16 protein-coding genes are annotated in these 19,517 nt (G+C 52.8%); 15 read left to right on the forward strand and 1 reads right to left on the reverse strand.

Going from position 1 to position 19,517, the window contains the following annotated elements; all coding sequences use genetic code 11:
* The first annotated feature begins 9 nt into the window (after positions 1-9).
* From C9I98_RS16245 to acpS, 10 genes are all read left to right on the forward strand, one after another.
* Positions 10-684 carry an RseA family anti-sigma factor gene (locus tag C9I98_RS16245; RefSeq protein WP_036823299.1) on the forward strand — a complete coding sequence of 225 codons (675 nt, stop codon included), beginning with the start codon at positions 10-12 and terminating at the stop codon, positions 682-684.
* 14 nt (positions 685-698) lie between these two features.
* A complete protein-coding gene (gene rseB / locus C9I98_RS16250; RefSeq protein ID WP_036823301.1) occupies positions 699-1,676 on the forward strand; it encodes a sigma-E factor regulatory protein RseB in 978 nt (325 codons plus the stop codon).
* Positions 1,673-2,170, forward strand: a complete 498-nt coding sequence (locus tag C9I98_RS16255; protein WP_107272214.1) for a SoxR reducing system RseC family protein — start codon at positions 1,673-1,675, stop codon at positions 2,168-2,170. The genes rseB and C9I98_RS16255 overlap by 4 nt, the downstream gene beginning before the upstream one ends.
* A 78-nt stretch (positions 2,171-2,248) precedes the next feature.
* Positions 2,249-4,045, forward strand: coding sequence for a translation elongation factor 4 (lepA, locus tag C9I98_RS16260; RefSeq protein WP_107272215.1), 1,797 nt, complete (start codon positions 2,249-2,251; stop codon positions 4,043-4,045).
* A 132-nt stretch (positions 4,046-4,177) separates the two neighbouring features.
* The gene (lepB, locus tag C9I98_RS16265; protein ID WP_036818208.1) at positions 4,178-5,077 is read left to right on the forward strand and encodes a signal peptidase I; all 900 of its coding nucleotides are present in this window, start codon (positions 4,178-4,180) and stop codon (positions 5,075-5,077) included.
* Positions 5,078-5,087: 10 nt separating this feature from the next.
* Positions 5,088-5,762, forward strand: coding sequence for a ribonuclease III (gene rnc / locus C9I98_RS16270; RefSeq protein ID WP_036818204.1), 675 nt, complete (start codon positions 5,088-5,090; stop codon positions 5,760-5,762).
* Positions 5,759-6,664: a GTPase Era gene (era, locus tag C9I98_RS16275; protein WP_036818201.1), complete on the forward strand. Its 906-nt coding sequence runs from the start codon at positions 5,759-5,761 to the stop codon at positions 6,662-6,664. Before rnc ends, era begins: the two co-directional genes overlap by 4 nt.
* Positions 6,665-6,672: 8 nt before the next feature.
* A complete protein-coding gene (recO, locus tag C9I98_RS16280) occupies positions 6,673-7,383 on the forward strand; it encodes a DNA repair protein RecO (protein ID WP_036818199.1) in 711 nt (236 codons plus the stop codon).
* Positions 7,380-8,111: a pyridoxine 5'-phosphate synthase gene (gene pdxJ / locus C9I98_RS16285; RefSeq protein WP_036818196.1), complete on the forward strand. Its 732-nt coding sequence runs from the start codon at positions 7,380-7,382 to the stop codon at positions 8,109-8,111. The genes recO and pdxJ overlap by 4 nt, the downstream gene beginning before the upstream one ends.
* Complete coding sequence (gene acpS, locus C9I98_RS16290; protein ID WP_036818194.1) at positions 8,111-8,491, forward strand: holo-ACP synthase; 381 nt, start codon at positions 8,111-8,113, stop codon at positions 8,489-8,491. The genes pdxJ and acpS overlap by 1 nt, the downstream gene beginning before the upstream one ends.
* 150 nt (positions 8,492-8,641) lie before the next feature.
* Here the strand turns inward: acpS and barA are convergent, their stop codons facing one another.
* Positions 8,642-11,410, reverse strand: a complete 2,769-nt coding sequence (barA, locus tag C9I98_RS16295) for a two-component sensor histidine kinase BarA (protein ID WP_036832448.1) — start codon at positions 11,408-11,410, stop codon at positions 8,642-8,644.
* A 155-nt stretch (positions 11,411-11,565) separates the two neighbouring features.
* On the opposite strand from barA, the gene rlmD reads away from it, so the two are divergent.
* The 5 genes from rlmD to eno all read left to right on the forward strand — a co-directional run bounded on the left by rlmD (position 11,566) and on the right by eno (position 19,264).
* A complete protein-coding gene (rlmD, locus tag C9I98_RS16300; RefSeq protein ID WP_036832446.1) occupies positions 11,566-12,882 on the forward strand; it encodes a 23S rRNA (uracil(1939)-C(5))-methyltransferase RlmD in 1,317 nt (438 codons plus the stop codon).
* Between the two features lie 29 nt (positions 12,883-12,911).
* Positions 12,912-15,137 carry a GTP diphosphokinase gene (gene relA, locus C9I98_RS16305; RefSeq protein ID WP_036832444.1) on the forward strand — a complete coding sequence of 742 codons (2,226 nt, stop codon included), beginning with the start codon at positions 12,912-12,914 and terminating at the stop codon, positions 15,135-15,137.
* A 101-nt stretch (positions 15,138-15,238) separates the two neighbouring features.
* Positions 15,239-16,051: a nucleoside triphosphate pyrophosphohydrolase gene (gene mazG, locus C9I98_RS16310; RefSeq protein WP_036832442.1), complete on the forward strand. Its 813-nt coding sequence runs from the start codon at positions 15,239-15,241 to the stop codon at positions 16,049-16,051.
* Between the two features lie 189 nt (positions 16,052-16,240).
* The gene (locus C9I98_RS16315; RefSeq protein ID WP_036832440.1) at positions 16,241-17,881 is read left to right on the forward strand and encodes a CTP synthase; all 1,641 of its coding nucleotides are present in this window, start codon (positions 16,241-16,243) and stop codon (positions 17,879-17,881) included.
* Between the two features lie 81 nt (positions 17,882-17,962).
* The gene (gene eno / locus C9I98_RS16320; RefSeq protein WP_036832437.1) at positions 17,963-19,264 is read left to right on the forward strand and encodes a phosphopyruvate hydratase; all 1,302 of its coding nucleotides are present in this window, start codon (positions 17,963-17,965) and stop codon (positions 19,262-19,264) included.
* The last annotated feature ends 253 nt before the right edge of the window (positions 19,265-19,517 follow it).

A 19,517-nucleotide genomic window follows, 5' to 3' on the forward strand; every position in this document is an offset into this window, starting at 1 on the left:
GTGAAAAAGATGGCTGATAGAGAAAAAATTTCGGCATTATTAGATGGCGAAGAGCTGGATCAGAGCATTGTAAATGCATTGGCTGTTGATGATGACAGCCAGCAAACCTGGCAGAACTTCAACCTTATCGGTGATGTGATGCGTGGGGATGCACCGCAAAACAAGGATTGGGACATTGCGGCAAAGGTAGCACTGGCACTGGAAGATGAACCAGCCCACACTGGTTTGACGGAGTCAGTTGAAGAACCTGCTCCTGTGGTACAAATAGCCACTGCCCGAGAGGCGCGTGTCGAGGAAGCACAGCCAACACCGCAACAGGCCAAGCGTACATTGCCTGCTTGGTTGACCCAATTTGGACAGGTTGCAACCGCAGCTTGTGTTTCTTTAGCGGTGATTGTCGGTGTTCAGCAGTACAACGGTGGGGCGGGTGATGACGGAGCAACAGCCGTTGCGACCGATAGCCAGCTACCCGTATTGGAAACCATTCCGTTTGCCGGTACCGCCGAGCCTGTGAGCCTAACCCGTGATTCTGTGCGCTCTGGCACCCGCCATGCCGCACCTAGCGAAGAGCAGGTTATGGAACAACGTCGCCGTATTAATGCGATGCTTCAAGATTACGAACTACAGCTGCGTTTGAACGCGGAAGATGGTTCTATCGACCGTACAATGCTTGAAGTGAACTAAACGATGGCAGTTAAATGAAGAAGATTCTGGTCGGTGTAATGACACTGGTCAGCCTCGCGATGCCATTGCAAGCCTCTGCAGAAGAGCCTGTTTCTTCCGCCGAGGCTTTGTTGCATCAAATGGGTGAGGCTAGCCGCGAGCTCAGCTATGAGCTGTCGTACATCCTAATCAAGAAAAATAGTATCGAACCCCTGCGTTACCGCCATGCAATCGAAGATGGCGAGACTTATGCACACCTAGTTTATTTGAGCGGGCCTCCTCGTGAGGTGATTCAGCGTGGCAACGAAGTGAGCTATTTCGAGCCTGGCCTAGACCCGTTTACCATCGACAGCAACAAGATGGTCGCGCCGCTGCCGCCAATCATGAAAACCGACATCGATGAGTTGGCCAAGTATTACGACTTTATTCCGATGGGCCGTGCCCGCGAAGCCGGGGTGGCATCGGATGTCGTACGTATCGCGCCGAAAGACGGTGCGCGCTATTCCTACCTGCTTTGGATTGATACCCGTAGCAAGCTGGTACTGAGGGCTGATTTGCTCGATCGTGACGGCGAGCCGCTAGAGCAGTACCGGGCCGTTTCTTATGTGATTAACCCCAAGGTGGGCGAAGTACTGAAAAGCTTGGAAAGTGTCGAGCTGCCTGCCGTGGTCCAGTTGCCGCCGCAGCCTCAGGCTGAGCTAAACTGGCAGGTGAACTGGCTGCCGCAAGGGTTTGAATCGGTGTCGAAGAACCGCCACCGCCTGATGATGACTGAGCGACCGGTGGAAAGCAAAATGTACAGTGATGGCCTGTTCAGCTTTTCGATTTACGTCTCTGCGTCAGATAGCTACACGGTGCGGGAGCAGCTGGTTCGCCAAGGTCGCCGAACATTGCACAGTTATATGCTCAATGATAAAGAAGTGACGGTTGTCGGTGATATTCCGCCGGCGACGGCACGTCGCATCGCTGAATCTGTGGTCTTTGCCAATGTGGCCGGAGAAAGCGGGCAATGATGCGCTCCCTTGCCACGGTGGTGGCGGTAGGCAATAACGAGCTTACCGTCAGCTGCCAGCAGCAAACCTCGTGCGGCAGTTGCGCGGCGCAAAATAGTTGCGGCACCGGTATTGTCACTAAGGCAATACCCGGTCGCAGCCATCTGGTTAAAATTGCGACCCAAATTCCTGCCAAGGTGGGGGATGTGGTTGAAATCGGCCTGTCGGAACGGAGCATGCTGCACTCTGCAGTGCTGGTTTATGTGCTGCCTTTGCTATTCTTAGTGGTGGGCGCAGCACTGGGGCAGTGGTGGTTTGTCAGTATTTCCGGGGGAAGCGAGCTGGGTGTTATCGTCACTTCGCTGGTGAGCGGCGGTGTTGGTTTGCTGCTTGCCCGGCGTCTCGCAGCCCGTTTGGAAGGAAATTTAGCGTATAAACCCAACCTTATCCGGGTGCTTGGTAGTCCTATTTCAGCTGATCAAGTGATAAATGGCGCATCGAAAGATAGCGACTAGCGGCGAAATTCGGTAGAATCCGTCAACTTGATCGTTTGATCCCATTCATTTTTAATCACGAGTTAGTCACGCCAATTCATGAAGCACATTCGTAACTTTTCGATTATTGCACATATCGACCATGGTAAGTCGACCTTATCCGACCGTCTAATCCAAGTCTGTGGCGGCCTTTCCGATCGTGAAATGGCAGCACAGGTTCTGGATTCCATGGATCTTGAACGCGAACGCGGTATCACCATTAAAGCCCAGAGCGTGACGCTCGACTATCAGGCTAAAGATGGTGAGACTTATCAGCTGAACTTTATCGACACCCCGGGACACGTTGACTTCTCATACGAAGTATCACGTTCGCTGGCGGCCTGTGAAGGTGCGCTTTTGGTTGTCGATGCAGGCCAGGGTGTAGAAGCCCAGACGCTTGCGAACTGTTACACCGCCATCGAGATGGATCTGGAAGTGGTGCCAATCTTGAACAAGATTGACCTGCCAGCAGCCGATCCTGAGCGCGTAGCAGAAGAAATTGAAGAAATTGTTGGTATCGATGCCCTGGAAGCCACTCGCTGTTCAGCGAAAACCGGTTTGGGTGTTGAAGATGTACTAGAAAACATCGTATCAGCAATTCCAGCACCGGAGGGTGATCCTGAAGCACCGCTACAGGCACTGATCATCGATTCTTGGTTCGACAACTACCTAGGTGTTGTTTCTTTGGTACGTATCAAAAACGGCGTACTGAAGAAGAACGACAAGATCAAGGTAATGAGTACCGACCAGGTTTGGGGTGTTGACCGTATCGGTATCTTCACACCTAAGCAGATCGATACCGACATCCTGCGTACCGGCGAGGTAGGTTGGGTTGTATGTGGTATTAAAGACATCCTGGGTGCGCCAGTTGGTGATACCTTGACCCACGCCAAGCACGGCAGCGAAATAGCGCTACCGGGTTTCCAGAAAGTGAAACCACAGGTATACGCGGGTCTGTTCCCTGTATCGTCAGACGACTACGAGAACTTCCGTGATGCACTGGGCAAGTTGAGCCTGAACGATGCTTCGCTATTCTACGAGCCAGAAAGCTCGGCGGCACTGGGCTTTGGTTTCCGCTGTGGCTTCCTAGGCATGCTGCACATGGAGATCATCCAAGAGCGCCTAGAGCGTGAGTACAACTTGGATCTGATCACCACGGCGCCGACCGTAGTGTACGAAGTGAAGAAAACCGACGGTACCCAGATTTACGTTGATAGCCCGTCGAAGCTACCGGCGGTGAACGACATCGAAGTGGTTGGTGAGCCAATTGCTCGTTGTAACATCCTGGTGCCAAGTGATTACCTAGGTAACGTGATCACCTTGTGTATCGAGAAACGTGGTGTTCAGGTAGACATGGTCTACCACGGCAACCAAGTTGCGTTGACCTACGATATCCCGATGTCCGAAGTGGTATTGGATTTCTTCGACCGCCTGAAATCAACGTCACGTGGCTACGCGTCGCTTGATTACAACTTCCAGCGCTACGAAGAGTCTGACATGGTACGTGTTGATATCCTGCTGAACGGCGACCGCGTCGATGCACTGGCTATCATTACCCACAAGGACAACGCACAGTACCGCGGCCGTGATCTGGTTGAGAAGATGAAGGAATTCATTCCACGTCAGATGTTCGACATCGCGATCCAGGCTGCTATCGGTAACCACATCATCGCACGTTCAACCGTGAAGCAGCTGCGTAAGAACGTAATTGCCAAGTGTTACGGTGGTGACGTGAGCCGTAAGAAGAAACTGCTACAGAAGCAGAAAGAAGGTAAGAAGCGTATGAAGCAGATCGGTAACGTCGAACTGCCTCAAGAAGCGTTCTTGGCAATTCTGCACGTAGGTAAAGATAAGTAATAACGAGTTTACTCAATGCCTTACCTAGCCGCAGGTACCAGCGTGATGCAACGTGCCGGGCTGGCGGGTTTAAGGTAATGAGCGATGCAGCAAGGATCCCTTGCTGCATTGTTACATTTAGTAGGGAATATGATGGCTAATACTTTTTCGCTAATCCTTGTTCTGGCCACCTTGGTCACGGGGATCATTTGGGCACTGGATAAATTTGTCTGGGCGCCAAAACGTCAATTGAAAATTGAAGCTGCGGCGGCAAATGCTGGCGATCAAGTGGATGCAGAAACCCTACAGGCCGTGGCACCGCAACCGAGCTGGGTCGAATCGACCAGTTCGATGTTTCCGGTGATCGCGCTCATTATGGTATTTCGCTCATTTATTTATGAGCCGTTCCAGATCCCATCCGGTTCGATGATGCCGACATTGCTGGTCGGTGACTTCATCCTGGTTGAGAAATTCGCCTATGGTCTGAAAGACCCTGTGTTCCGCACCCAAATGGTGGAAACAGGCAAACCAGAGCGTGGCGATGTCGTGGTATTTAAGTTCCCACCTCAACCTAAAATTGACTATATCAAGCGTGTTGTTGGTATGCCTGGCGATACTGTTCGCTACAGCGCCCACAAGCAACTGTGTGTGGCACCGAAAGGCTCGGTAGAGTGTAAGCCTGTACCACTAACAGACATGACCGACAGTGAGTTTACTGAAGGCATGACACGCCTAGTGCAATTCAACGAGAAAATTGGCGAGCAAGAACACCAGATCTTGGTTCACCCGCTTAAGCGCGACCGTACTCTGGCTTACCAGCCACGCCCTGGCGTAAGTGAGTGGGTAGTGCCTGAGGGGCAATATTTCGTTATGGGTGATAACCGCGACAACAGTGCAGACAGCCGTTACTGGGGCTTCGTACCTGAAGCTAACCTAGTGGGCAAGGCGGTCGGGATCTGGATCAGCTTTGAGTTTGAACGAGGTGCTGATAGTGCACTTCCATCTTGGATTCCTACCGGTGTGCGCTTTAGCCGCATCGGTGGCATAAACTGATCGGGAAAAAATGACCACTCCTGCAAATAGACTTCAGCGTAAGCTGGGTTACCAATTTAAGAACATTGATTTGATGACATTGGCGCTGACACACCGTAGCGCCAATGGCACGCATAACGAGCGCCTTGAGTTTCTTGGCGACTCTATCCTGAGCTTTGTGATTGCCGATGATCTTTACCATCGCTTCCCGGCTGTTGACGAAGGCGACATGAGCCGCATGCGTGCAACGCTGGTAAGGGGTAAGACGCTGGCAGAGCTGGGCCGCGAGTTCGAGCTGGGCGACCACTTGTTGCTTGGCCCTGGCGAGCTAAAGAGCGGTGGTTTCCGCCGCGATTCCATTCTGGCTGACTGCGTGGAAGCGATTATCGGTGCTATCTACCTTGATAGCGATATCGAAAACGTGCGCGGTATCGTGTTGCGCTGGTACCAGTCTCGCCTAGAGACCATCCAGCCGGGCATCAACCAGAAAGATCCTAAGACGCGCCTGCAGGAGTGCCTGCAAGGACGTCGTTTGCCGCTACCAGCGTATACTGTTACTAAGGTACATGGCGAAGCTCACAATCAAGAGTTCACCGTACAGTGTGAAGTGACAGGCTTGGATAAGCCTGTTATCGGTAAAGGCGGCAGTCGGCGCAAGGCAGAGCAGGCAGCAGCAGAAATTGCGCTTAAGCAGTTGGAATCATGACAGATAAGCAACATTGCGGCTTTATTGCCATCGTTGGCCGACCAAACGTCGGTAAGTCGACCCTTTTGAACCGCCTTGTCGGCCAGAAGCTATCGATCACCTCGCGTAAGCCACAGACGACGCGCCACCGTATCATGGGTGTCGACACCCGTGACGGCTACCAGGCGGTATACGTGGATACCCCGGGGCTGCACATCGAGGAAAAGCGTACGATTAACCGCTTGATGAACCGTGCCGCGAGCAGCTCGCTGACGGATGTCGAGTTAGTATTGTTCCTGGTGGACGGCACCATGTGGACCAATGATGACGAAATGGTACTGAACAAGCTGGCCAAGAGCGGCCTGCCAACCGTACTTTTGGTCAACAAGGTCGATAACGTGAAAGACAAGCACGAGCTGTTCCCGCACCTGCAAGAGCTATCGAGCAAGATGGAGTTTGTTGATGTGGTTCCGGTATCGGCGAAGCACGGCACCAATGTTGATGCGGTCGAGAAGATCGTTCGCGACCACTTGCCTGAAGCTGAGTACTACTTCCCGGAAGAGTACGTCACCGACCGCTCACAGCGTTTCATGGCATCGGAAATTATCCGTGAGAAGCTAATGCGCTTCACCGGTGATGAGTTGCCGTATTCGGTTACGGTTGAAATCGAGCGTTTCGACTACAACCCGGATACCGACGGCTTCGATATCAATGGCCTGATTCTGGTTGAGCGTAAAGGCCAGAAGAAGATGGTTATCGGTAAGGGCGGCGACAAGATCAAAGTGATCGGCCGTGAAGCCCGTATCGATATGGAAGACCTGTTCGAGCGCAAAGTTTACCTAGAGCTTTGGGTGAAAGTGAAATCAGGTTGGGCTGATGATGAGCGAGCGTTGCGTAGCCTAGGCTATATCGACGATTTATAAGGGCTGTAATGGAAGGGCTTCAGCGTTGTTTTGTCCTCCATACTCGTCCCTACAGTGAGACGAGCCTGATCCTTGATGTATTCAGTGAGGATGCAGGCCGTATCACTTTGCTATCGAAGGGAGCGCGGCGCAAGCGCTCCAATCTCAAAGGCGCCCTCCAGCCTTTTACCCCCCTTTTCATGAAATGGTCCGGCAAAGGCAGCATGCCCGTGCTGACCCACGCAGAACCCATCAGTATCGGCTTGCCGATGCGCAGTTATATCTTGTACTCGGCCATGTACGTCAACGAGCTGTTGGCGCGGGTGCTCGAGACCAATACCCCTTACCCTGTGTTGTTTCTGGATTACCTGAATGTGCTGCGCGAGTTGGCGCAAGCGGATAACCCAGAGCCGGCATTGCGGCGGTTTGAGTTGGCATTGTTGCAACACCTCGGCTATGGCATTGATTTTCTTCACTGTGCCGGCAGCGGGTTGCCTGTCGATGATACGATGACCTACAACTACCGCGAGCAACGTGGCTTTATCGCGTCGATGAAAATTGGCCAACTGACCTTTACTGGTGAGCAGCTGAAGGCGATTGCCGCGCGGCGATTTGAAACCCCTGATCAACTTCGGGCAGCGAAGCGCTTTACACGTATAGCCCTAAAGCCGTATCTTGGCGGAAAACCATTAAAAAGCAGGGAATTGTTTATCCCTAGAGGAAGGAGTACCGGAAAATGAACAACATCTTACTTGGCGTGAATATCGATCACATTGCGACGTTGCGAAATGCGCGCGGTACACGCTACCCGGATCCGGTGCACGCGGCAGAAGTTGCTGAGCGCGCAGGAGCGGACGGTATTACCATCCACCTGCGCGAAGACCGTCGCCACATTACCGATCGCGACGTGCGTATTTTGCGCGAGACTATCCAGACTCGCATGAACCTGGAAATGGCGGTGACCGACGAAATGGTGCAGATCGCCTTGGAAACCAAGCCTGAGTTCGTTTGCCTGGTGCCGGAAAAGCGTGAAGAGCTAACTACCGAAGGCGGTCTTGATGTTGTTGGCCAGCTAGAAAAGGTGAAAGCGGCGACCAAGACGTTGTCTGAAGCGGGTATCAAGGTCTCGCTGTTCATTGATGCGGATCGCGAGCAAATCGATGCGGCAGTGGCGTGTGGCGCACCTTACATCGAACTTCATACCGGCCATTATGCCGATGCCGAGAGCGAGGAAGAGCAGCTGGACGAGCTGAAGAAAATTGCCGCAGCGGCAAGCTATGCCGACGATCAGGGTATCAAGGTCAATGCTGGCCATGGCCTGACGTACCACAACGTGAAGCCGATTGCGGCGCTGCCTGAGCTGTACGAGCTTAACATCGGCCACTCGATCATGGGCCGTGCGATGTTCGACGGCCTTAACAAAGCCGTGGCAGACATGAAGGCTGAAATGCAGGCAGCGCGCCGATAATGGCCATCTTGGGGCTAGGCACCGACATCGCCGACATTGAGCGGGTCGAGAAGGCTTATGTTCGCTCCGGTGAAGCCTTTGCCGAGCGCATTTTGTCGCCTTCTGAGCTGGCCACGTTCCAAATCCTTAAGCAAAAGTCTCGCTTCTTGGCCAAGCGGTTTGCCGTCAAGGAAGCGGGCTCAAAGGCGTTGGGCACCGGGATTGCCTGCGGGGTGACCCTGCACGATTTCACCGTGACCAACGACGAGCTGGGTAAGCCTTTGCTGACCTTGTCGGGCAAGGCGGCTGAGCTGGCGCAGGCGATGGGGGTGAACCACGTCCACCTCACCATTGCCGACGAGAAGCGTTATGCGGTGGCGACGGTGATACTGGAAAGCTAGTCACTAATCCCTTTCAGCCTTCCCTTGAAAAGGGGAGGAGCAAGAGCTTGTACCCATTGATAATCGGGGAGTAGCAATTGCTAACTTTATGAAAAAGGAGAGCCAATGCTCTCCTTTTTGCTTTTTCGGATTTAGACACCTATCTCAAAATCAGTGACGGTATGCCTTTGACGCCTTCACCACATTGTTCATTTCATCGATGAGCTCAAACAGCTCCGGCTCGATATCGTCTTGGCTTGCGCCAGCCTTGAGCTCGGTCTCGATGGTGTGGCATAGGCTCTTGAGCCGCGGTACGCCGCTGTAGGCACAGCTACCATGCAGCTTGTGGATAGGCGGCCACAGGTCGATTTCTTTGCCATCCAAGGCTTCATTCACCAGCATTTCCACTTCCGGCATGAAATCGAGCAGCATTTGCAGCATGTCCTTGGCGAGATCTTCTTTGCCTGCGGCCTGCTTCAGGGCCAGCTCCCAGTCCCAACTCACATTGTTGTTAGGGGGTGGCGCTGGTGCTTCCGGCTCCGGTGCGGCCTCGATAATCGTACCTTCAAGCGGGGTATCGTGCGGGCTGGTCCACTTGGCCAAAATTTGTTGCAGGATATGCTCCTCAATCGGTTTGGTGAGGTAGTCATCCATACCGGCATTGATCAGCCTTTCGCGCTCGCCGGCCATGGCGTGGGCGGTGACCGCAATCACTGGCGTATTGTGGTTGAGCTTGGTCTTGTGGATTTCCTGGCACGCGGTGACCCCATCCATCTCCGGCATCTGGATATCCATGAAGATCAAATCGAAGTCTTTCTGGTGGGCGTATTCCACCGCCTTTTTTCCGCCCGTTGCGGTAATAACGGTTTCCACTCGCTCGCTAAGCAAGGCGGAGATCAGCTTGAGGTTGGCCGGGTTGTCATCCACCGCCATAACGGTGAGCGGCTGGATGGTTGGCGCCGCCGTCGTGACCGGTTGCGGCTCTGGCTCGCTGATTAATTCAGGCTCATTGGCCAGCGCTTCAAGCAACTTGCGGTGGCCCAGCGGCTTAGGTAAGCAGGCACTTACACCGGCGTTGATCAAGCGCTCTGACAGCGCCAGCTCGGTGGTTGGCAAGCAAACCAAGACCTTGTCGCTGAGCTGCTCGGCCTTGAATACCTGGTCGAGCAGGGTCGCCACCGGTGGCTGTTCGCCCGGTGAGAGGTTCAGCATCGCAAAGTCGTGCTGCTCGGCATCGTCCGGCATGGTCGAGCGGTAGGTCACGTGGATACCCGCGCGGATCAGGCGTTGCTGGATCACCGATGCCGCCTGCATATTCGGTTCTATAAGCAGTAGCTTCTTGTTGAGCAGCGAGTGGGTATCGATTGGTTGCGATACCGGCAAATCCGTCTTGTTAAGTCGGAGGCTGAACCAGAAGGTCGAACCTTGGTGCAGGCGACTGGTCAGGCTGATCTCGCCACCCATTTGGGTCACCAGTTTCTGGGTGATCACCAAGCCCAGGCCGGTACCGCCATAGCGGCGAGAAATACTGGCATCTGCTTGGCTGAAGGCCTGGAATAGCTGCGCCTGCTGACGCTCCGAGATCCCGATACCGGTATCGCGAACCATAAATTGCAGATCGAGGTTTTCGTCCTTGTCGGTTTTCAGCTCAACCGAGACATCGATGTTGCCGCGCTCGGTAAACTTGACCGCGTTACCAATCAGGTTAGTCAGTACTTGCTGGATACGCAGCGGATCGCCAATGACCCCGGTCGGGATCCGGCTGTCCACTTTCAGGGTCAGTTCCAGCCCTTTTTCGTGGGCACTTGGTGCCAGCAATTTCATTACTTCATCAAGCGACTCGGTAAAGTCGAACGGGATGTTTTCAAGCAACAGCTTGCCTGCTTCCAGCTTCGAGAAGTCGAGGATGTCATTGATGATAGTCAGCAGGTTATTGGCCGATTTCTCGATAGTCAGCAAGTAATCCTGCTGGCTGGAGCTGAGGCGGGTTTTGAGCATCTGGCGGGTAAAGCCGATGACGCCGTTCAGCGGGGTGCGAAGCTCGTGGGACATGTTGGCCAAGAATTCCGACTTGACCCGTGCCGCTTCCTGCGCGCGCTTTTTGGCGATATCGAGTTCGACGTTTTGGATTTCCAGCTGCTCTAGCGTTTCGCGGAGATCAGAGGTGGCCTGATCGATACTCTGCTGCATTTCGATATGGTATTCCGACAGCGAGATAGCCATGGCGTTGATACCGTTTTTCAGGGTATCAAGCTCGCCAAGCAGTTGGCCCTCGATCCGGACATCCAAGTGGCCGCGGCGGATCCGGTCGACCACGCTAACCATGTGCGAAATAGGCCGCGTCACGTCCTTCATCAGGCGGTAGGCAAACAGGGACGACAGCGTCAGGCCGAGCAACAGCACCATCAGCGCGGTGAACACTTCTTGGTATTGTTGCAGGCGAAGGGCACTTAAATCCAATTCCAGGGCGATATAGCCCAGCGCCTCGGCCTGGTAGCCGGGGAAGGACGGATTGTTGAATTGGCCTTCTTTGAGGATCGGCGCCCTTAGGATCAACGAGTTTTCGCTGAGCCGGGTTTCCAGCAGCAACGGGATGGGCTGATCATCCGGGTACATCAGCGCTTCGAAGTTGCGGTGGAAATTCGAGGTCACGAACAGTTCGTTCTCGGTATTGAAGACGGCGATACTGCGAACAATTTGGGAGTGCTTGCGGTGGGCGTAGCTGATCAACCGTCTTACGGCTTCGCGGTTTCTATCAGCCATGCCGTATTCGGTTGAAATCGCAAGGGGTTCGATGATGCTGGCACCGGTCGAGATCAGCTGGTGCTCCAGGTCGCGATAGCGGCTCATGGTAAAAAAGGCGCTTAACAACAGGCCAATAATCAGCGTCGGTGCTAATGTCAGGGTGAAGACCCTGGCACGAAGTCCATATTTGGTCATGGTTCTCTTAATTACAAGAATGCGATTCTGTGGGAGAATTGTCTTCCATTAATGCCCGATAGCTTAATGAAACTAGGGCTATTCGACAATCAACTAATACCAAACTGCTGATGTTATCACTTAGTTTGGACAATCTGCTCCGTGGGTCAAACAGTATGGCACGCTTTTTTAAGCCTCAAAAACGAAAATTAACCGATACCAAGCACAAAGAAATCACTATTAGCCGCCTTGATCATCTAGGTGCCGGTATTGGTCATATCAACAAAAAGCCGGTTTTTGTTGATGGTGTGCTGCCGGGTGAAAAAGCGGTGGTGCAGCTCACGGAAGACAAAAAGCAATATGCGCGTGCCAAGGTGATCAAGCGCTTAACCGATAGTCAGGCACGTATTAAACCGCATTGTCCAATCTATGACCAGTGTGGCGGCTGTAACTTGCAGCACTTATCTCACCAGGGGCAGGCCGAAGCAAAGCAGCAGGCACTGACCGAGCTGATGGGCAAGTTCGCCAAGGCGGGGGAAATAGCCCAGGATGCACCGATTGTGAGCCAGCCATGGCACTACCGCCGTTGTGCCCGCTTTGCGGTGATGCCGGCTGGTGGCAAGCTAAAAATTGGCTTTCGTAAAAAACAGAGCAAGGAAATTGTCGATGTTGCCCAGTGCCCGGTACTGGCCGAGTCACTCAATGCCTTGCTGCCAGAACTGCACCGGGTACTGGGGCAGCTGAAGGCGAAAAAACACCTTGGCCATGTAGAGTTGGTGGAAGCCGATAATGGCAGAGTGGTGCTGATCCGCCACCTCCAGCCCTTTTCTGACCAAGATCTGACGTTGCTCCGTCAGTTCTCTGAAGAAAATCAACTAATGTTGTACTTGGCGCCGAGTGCCGATGTGGTTGAGTCGCTATCGGACGAGGCGCCGTATTATGAGCTGGCGGGACAGAAGCTGTACTTCTCGCCGAAGGACTTTATTCAGGTTAACCGTGATGTTAACCAGAAAATGGTAAGCCAAGCCATTGACTGGCTTGATGTTCAGCCGCAAGATCGGGTGCTGGATTTGTTCTGTGGCTTGGGTAACTTTAGTTTACCGCTGGCAAAACAGGCAAATGCGCTGGTCGGTGTTGAAGGTGTCGATGAGATGGTGCATCGTGCTAATGACAACGCCAAGAAAAATCAGCTCGGCAATGCCAACTTCTTCCAGGCCAATTTGGAAGAGGATGTGACGACCAAGGTTTGGGCGCAAGAAAAATTCAATAAAATTTTGCTCGATCCGGCCCGCGCTGGGGCTGCAGGGGTGATGCAGCATGTTGTTAATTTGAACCCTGAACGGGTTGTTTATGTTTCGTGTAACCCGGCGACGCTCGCGCGTGACAGCCAGTTGCTGTTGAAACAAGGTTATCAGTTGGAACGCTTGGGTATGATGGACATGTTCCCCCATACCGGGCACTTGGAGTCTATGGCTTTATTTACCAAGCTATAGCGCCGTAACAAAAAGAACAGGATAGAGACATGGTCGCAGTTCGCGGTGCGCATTTAAAGGAAAACGGTACATTCGAGCTTTCATCTTGGATAGAGAGTTTGCAGCAGGAGCCCAAGGTGGCTAACCGGCTGAAGCAAACCTATCAACGGTGTATCGAACTGACATCAGAGGAAGAGTCCGCGCCATTACTGTTGTGGCGTGGCCGCGAGATGGTTGAGATCCTGGTAACCCTGAGCATGGACAAGGACACCTTGGTGGCTGCCTTGTTGTTCCCGCTAGTGGAGTCAGGGGTTTACTCACCAGAGCAACTCAAGGAAGACTACAACGGCACCATTTTGCAGATGGTGGTCGGTGTGAGCCAGATGGCCGCCATCGGCCAGTTGAATGCCACCACCGAGGGAGCCGAGCAGTCGGCGCAGGTCGATAATATCCGCCGCATGCTGCTATCGATGGTCGACGACTTCCGCTGCGTGGTGATCAAGCTGGCAGAGCGTATCTGCAACCTGCGAGAGGTGAAGGACGAGCCTGATGCGGTTCGCCGTGCGGCGGCAAAAGAATGTGCCAATATCTATGCGCCGTTGGCAAACCGCTTGGGGATCGGCCAGCTCAAGTGGGAAATCGAAGATTACGCCTTCCGCTACAACCACCCGGATACCTACAAGCAGATAGCCAAGCAGTTGTCTGAGCGCCGTATCGACCGCGAACACTATATCGAGCACTTTGTGACGGACTTGGCCGACTCGATGAAGGTATCGAACATCAAGGCCGAGGTGCACGGGCGCCCGAAACACATCTACAGCATCTGGCGCAAGATGCAGAAGAAGAGCTTGGCATTCGACGAGTTGTTCGATGTGCGTGCGGTGCGGATCATTGCTGACCAACTTCAGGACTGCTACGCCGCACTGGGGGTGGTGCACACCAAGTACCGCCACCTGCCGAAAGAGTTCGACGATTACGTTGCCAACCCGAAACCTAACGGTTACCAGTCGATCCACACCGTGGTGCTGGGGCCGGAAGGCAAAACAATTGAAATCCAGATCCGTACCAAGCAGATGCACGAAGAGTCGGAGCTGGGTGTTGCCGCCCACTGGAAGTACAAGGAAGGTTCGTCCGGCGGGGCCAAGTCGTCTTACGATGAAAAGATCAACTGGCTACGCAAACTCTTGGCGTGGCAGGAAGAGATGTCGGATTCCGGCGAAATGCTCGAAGAGCTGCGAAGCCAGGTTTTCGATGACCGCGTCTATGCCTTCACCCCGAAAGGGGATGTGGTCGATCTGCCGCTGAACGCGACACCGTTGGACTTTGCCTACCATATCCACTCTGAGGTGGGGCATCGCTGTATTGGTGCCAAGGTCGAAGGGCGGATCGTGCCGTTTACCTACCACTTGCAGATGGGTGAACAGGTCGAAATCATCACCCAGAAAGAGCCGAACCCATCACGGGATTGGCTCAACCCCAACCTGGGTTTTGTCACCTCGAGCCGTGCGCGTGCCAAGGTGCATGCATGGTTCCGCAAGCAAGACCGTGACAAGAACATCCTGGCCGGCCGAGAAATTCTGGAAGCCGAGCTGGTGAAGGTTGGCGCGACGCTGAAAGATGCCGAGGCCTATGCCCTTAAACGTTTTAATGTGAAATCGGCCGACGAGCTGTATGCCGGTGTCGGCAGTGGCGATTTGCGGATCAACCAGGTTGTTAATCACATCAACGCCTTGGTCAACAAGCCAACCGCCGAGGAAGAGGACCAGCAGCTGCTTGAGAAGCTGACGGAAGCCAGTGCCAAGGTGGAAGCGACCAAGAAGCCGCAACGCGATGCGGTGGTGGTGGAGGGGGTCGATAACCTGATGACTCACCTGGCCCGTTGCTGCCAGCCAATCCCAGGCGATGATATCCAGGGCTTTGTTACCCAGGGGCGCGGGATCTCGGTGCACCGTAGCGACTGCGAGCAGTTGGAAGAGCTGCGCCATGTGGCCGCCGAGCGGATCATCGATACCGTTTGGGGCGGTGGCTTTGTCGGCAACTACAATATTACCGTGCGGGTGACGGCGTCAGAGCGCAATGGCTTGATCAAGGAGCTGACCAATACCTTTGCCAACGAGAAAGTGAAGGTGGCGGGGATGAAGAGCCGGATTGATTTCAAGAAGCAGATGTCAATCATGGACTTCGACCTGGAACTCACCGATCTTGAGGTGCTGAGCCGGGTGCTGAAGCGCATCGAGCAGGTGAAGGACGTGGCAGAGGCCAAGCGCCTGCATTGATAGCGGTGCCTTGGGCTTGAAACCCCTTGGGCGTCAACTAAGTCATTAACATTGAGCGGGGCGCCTAGGCGACCCGCTTTTTCTATCCAGAGAGAATCACTATGAGCAACCCAACCTCCATCGAACAACTACTGACTATCATGGCCACGCTGCGCGACCCGCAAAAAGGTTGCCCGTGGGATCTCAAGCAGAGCTTCGCCACTATCGTGCCCCACACCCTGGAAGAGGCCTACGAGGTTGCCGATGCCATCGAGCAGCAAAACTGGGACGACGTGCGCGAAGAGTTGGGGGATTTGCTGTTTCAGGTGATTTTCTATTGCCAGCTTGGCAAGGAGCAGGGGCTGTTTGATTTTGACGAGGTGGTGGCGGGGCTGAACGAGAAGTTGACCCGACGCCATCCCCATGTGTTCGCAGGCACCGAGTTTGGCTCCGATGAAGAAATCAATGCCAATTGGGAAGCTGAAAAAGCCAAGGAGCGCCAGGCCAAGGGCGAAGACCACAGCATCCTGGCCAACATCCCCAACGCGATGCCGGCACTGACCCGGGCCGATAAAATCCAAAAGCGCTGTGCCAAGCATGGCTTTGATTGGGATACGCTGGGGCCGGTGGTCGACAAGGTGCGCGAAGAAATCGACGAGGTGATGGAAGAAGTCATCCAGGTGTCACCAGAGCAGGGCAAAATCGAAGAAGAAATGGGGGACTTGCTGTTTGCCGTCGCCAACTTCAGCCGCCATGTGAATGTGAAACCGGAGTTGGCACTGCAGCGGGCCAACAAAAAATTTGAGCGCCGCTTTCGCGAAGTGGAGAAAACTGTGCTAGAACAAGGAAAGCGTGTTGAGGATTGCACGCTGGCTCAGCTTGATGCGGTATGGGATGAAGTGAAGGAGCGGGAGAAAAAACAGGCCGACTCATAATTTGAATGTCGGCTTTTGATTAGTAACAAGGCTGTTGATAGTCATCCAGTTGAGCAGAATTGATTTGAGACAAAAAAAAACCAAACGTGCTGTGATAGTTTTCACGTTGTGGCAATAAAGTGTGTCTGGTATACTAATTTCCCGTCCAGATACTTTTTATATCCTCTATACCAATCTTCCAGGTAAAACATGACGACGAATTACATTTTTGTTACGGGCGGGGTTGTATCCTCACTAGGTAAAGGTATTGCTGCTGCATCACTAGCGGCCATTCTAGAAGCACGTGGTCTTAAAGTGACCATGATGAAACTAGACCCTTACATCAACGTTGACCCAGGCACAATGAGCCCGATTCAGCATGGTGAAGTATTCGTTACGGAAGACGGTGCAGAGACCGACCTTGACCTGGGTCACTACGAGCGTTTCATCCGCACCAAAATGACCAAGCGCAACAACTTTACTGCCGGCCGTGTTTACGCGGACGTACTACGTAAAGAACGCCGCGGTGACTACCTTGGTGCCACAATTCAGGTTATCCCTCACATCACGAACGCAATCAAAGAGCGCGTTATCGCTGGTGCTGAAGGCCACGACGTCGCTATCGTCGAAGTTGGCGGTACGGTAGGTGATATCGAGTCACTACCATTCATGGAAGCAATCCGTCAGCTTGCTGTTGAACTAGGCCGTGAGCGTGCAATGTTTATGCACCTAACGCTAGTGCCATACCTAGCTGCTGCAGGCGAAGTGAAAACCAAGCCAACCCAGCACTCTGTTAAAGAACTTCTTTCTATCGGTATCCAGCCTGACATCCTAGTATGTCGTTCTGACCGTATGATCCCTGCTAATGAGCGTGCGAAGATCGCGCTATTCTGTAACGTACAGGAAAAAGCAGTTATCTCAATGAAAGACGTAGACTCTATCTACAAAATCCCTCAGCTTATCAAAGCACAAGGTCTTGATGATCTTGTATGTCAGCGCTTTGGCATTACGGCGCCAGAAGCAGACCTGACTGAGTGGGAACAGGTGATCTACGAAGAAGCCAACCCAACTGCCGAGGTAACTATCGGTATGGTTGGTAAGTACATCGAACTACCAGATGCATACAAGTCAGTGAACGAAGCATTGAAGCACGCAGGCCTGAAGAACCGCCTGTCTGTGAAGATCAAGTACGTTGACTCGCAGGACGTTGAGAGCAAGGGCGAAGAAGCGCTACAGGGCCTTGACGCAATCCTAGTTCCTGGTGGTTTCGGCGGCCGTGGTGTGGAAGGTAAGATCCTGACTGCACAATATGCCCGTGAAAATAACATCCCGTACCTAGGTATCTGCCTGGGTATGCAGGTGGCACTGATTGAGTTCGCACGTAACGTTGCGGGTCTTGAAGGCGCTCACTCAACTGAGTTTGATGCGGACAGCAAGAATCCGGTTGTTGGCCTGATCACTGAGTGGGTTGACGGCGAAGGTAACGTGGAAGAGCGTACTGAAAAGTCGGATCTAGGCGGCACAATGCGTCTGGGTTCTCAGCTATGTCACCTAGCTGAAGGTTCTAAAGCGCGTGAGCTGTACGGTAACCCAACTATCCATGAGCGTCACCGTCACCGCTACGAAGTAAACAACAACCTACTTCCTCAACTAGAGAAAGCAGGTCTGAAGATTTCTGGTCTGTCTGCAGACAAGAAGTTGGTGGAAATTATCGAGATCCCTAACCACCCATGGTTTGTGGCTGCTCAGTTCCACCCAGAGTTCACCTCAACACCTCGCGATGGCCACCCTCTATTTGAAGGCTTCGTGAAGGCCGCTGGCGACAACCAGCGCGGTGAGCTTAACAAGTAAGGATTACGGATAGCTGTGGCAGGTGTTCGCCGCAGCTATTTTTTTAGCTTTTAAATTGAAGATAAAGCAAGAGGAAACACAATGTCTAAGATCGTTAAAGTTCTAGGTCGTGAAATTATCGATTCACGCGGTAACCCAACTGTAGAAGCGGAAGTACACCTAGAAGGCGGTTTCGTAGGTATGGCTGCTGCGCCATCTGGTGCATCAACTGGTTCTCGTGAAGCTCTTGAGCTACGCGACGGTGACAAGTCTCGTTTCCTAGGTAAAGGTGTTCTTAAAGCTGTTGAAGCTGTGAACGGCCCAATCGCTGAAGCTCTAGTAGGTAAAGACGCTAAAGCACAAGCTGATATCGACCAGATCATGCTTGACCTAGACGGCACTGAAAACAAGTCTAACTTCGGTGCAAACGCAATCCTAGCTGTATCTCTAGCGAACGCTAAAGCAGCTGCTGCAGCTAAAGGCATGCCTCTATACGAGCACATCGCTGAGCTAAACGGTACTGCTGGTCAGTTCTCTATGCCTCTACCAATGATGAACATCATCAACGGTGGTGAGCACGCTGACAACAACGTTGACATCCAGGAATTCATGATCCAGCCAGTTGGCGCTAAGACGCTAAAAGAAGGTCTACGCGTTGGTGCTGAAGTATTCCACAACCTAGCTAAAGTTCTTAAAGCTAAGGGCATGAGCACAGCTGTTGGTGACGAAGGTGGTTTCGCTCCTAACCTAGAGTCAAACGCTGCTGCACTAGCTGCAATCAAAGAAGCTGTTGAGCTAGCTGGCTACGAGCTAGGTAAAGACGTTACTCTAGCTATGGACTGTGCTGCTTCTGAGTTCTTCGACAAAGAAGCTGGTAACTACAACATGAAGGGCGAAGGTAAGATTTTCTCTTCTGAAGAGTTCAACCACTACCTAGCTGGCCTAGTTGAAGAGTACCCAATCGTTTCTATCGAAGACGGTCTAGACGAGTCTGACTGGGATGGCTTCAAGCACCAGACTGAACTACTAGGCGACAAGATCCAGCTAGTAGGTGACGATCTATTCGTTACTAACACTAAGATCCTAGCTCAGGGTATCGAGAAAGGCGTTGCTAACTCTATCCTTATCAAGTTCAACCAGATCGGTTCTCTAACTGAAACTCTAGCTGCTATCAAGATGGCTAAAGACGCTGGTTACACTGCTGTTATCTCTCACCGTTCTGGTGAAACTGAAGATGCAACTATCGCTGACCTAGCGGTAGGTACTGCTGCTGGCCAGATCAAGACTGGTTCTATGAGCCGTTCTGACCGTGTTGCTAAGTACAACCAGCTAATTCGTATCGAAGAAGCGCTAGGTGAGAAAGCACCTTACAACGGTCTTAAAGAAGTTAAAGGCCAAGCTTAATTGCTAGCTTGCCTGTAGGTTCGCCTATAGACTGATGAAGCCGCCTCCCTGAGGCGGCTTTTTTTATGCAAGTTCTTGGCAAATTCACCAAGCTGAATATTGAGGGTTTGCGATAAGGTGCTAGTCTCGCAGTGCGCTTTATGGGATTATTACAGGCTAACTGTTTTGCGTACCGAATATATTTACTAAATGCATTTCAGGCTGTTATCAGCCTTAGGGTAAATGCGGTTAGTAAATATGCTGTTTTCCGAAC

This window comes from Photobacterium sanctipauli, assembly GCF_003026495.1.
In the GTDB taxonomy this organism is placed as follows: Bacteria; Pseudomonadota; Gammaproteobacteria; order Enterobacterales; family Vibrionaceae; genus Photobacterium; species Photobacterium sanctipauli.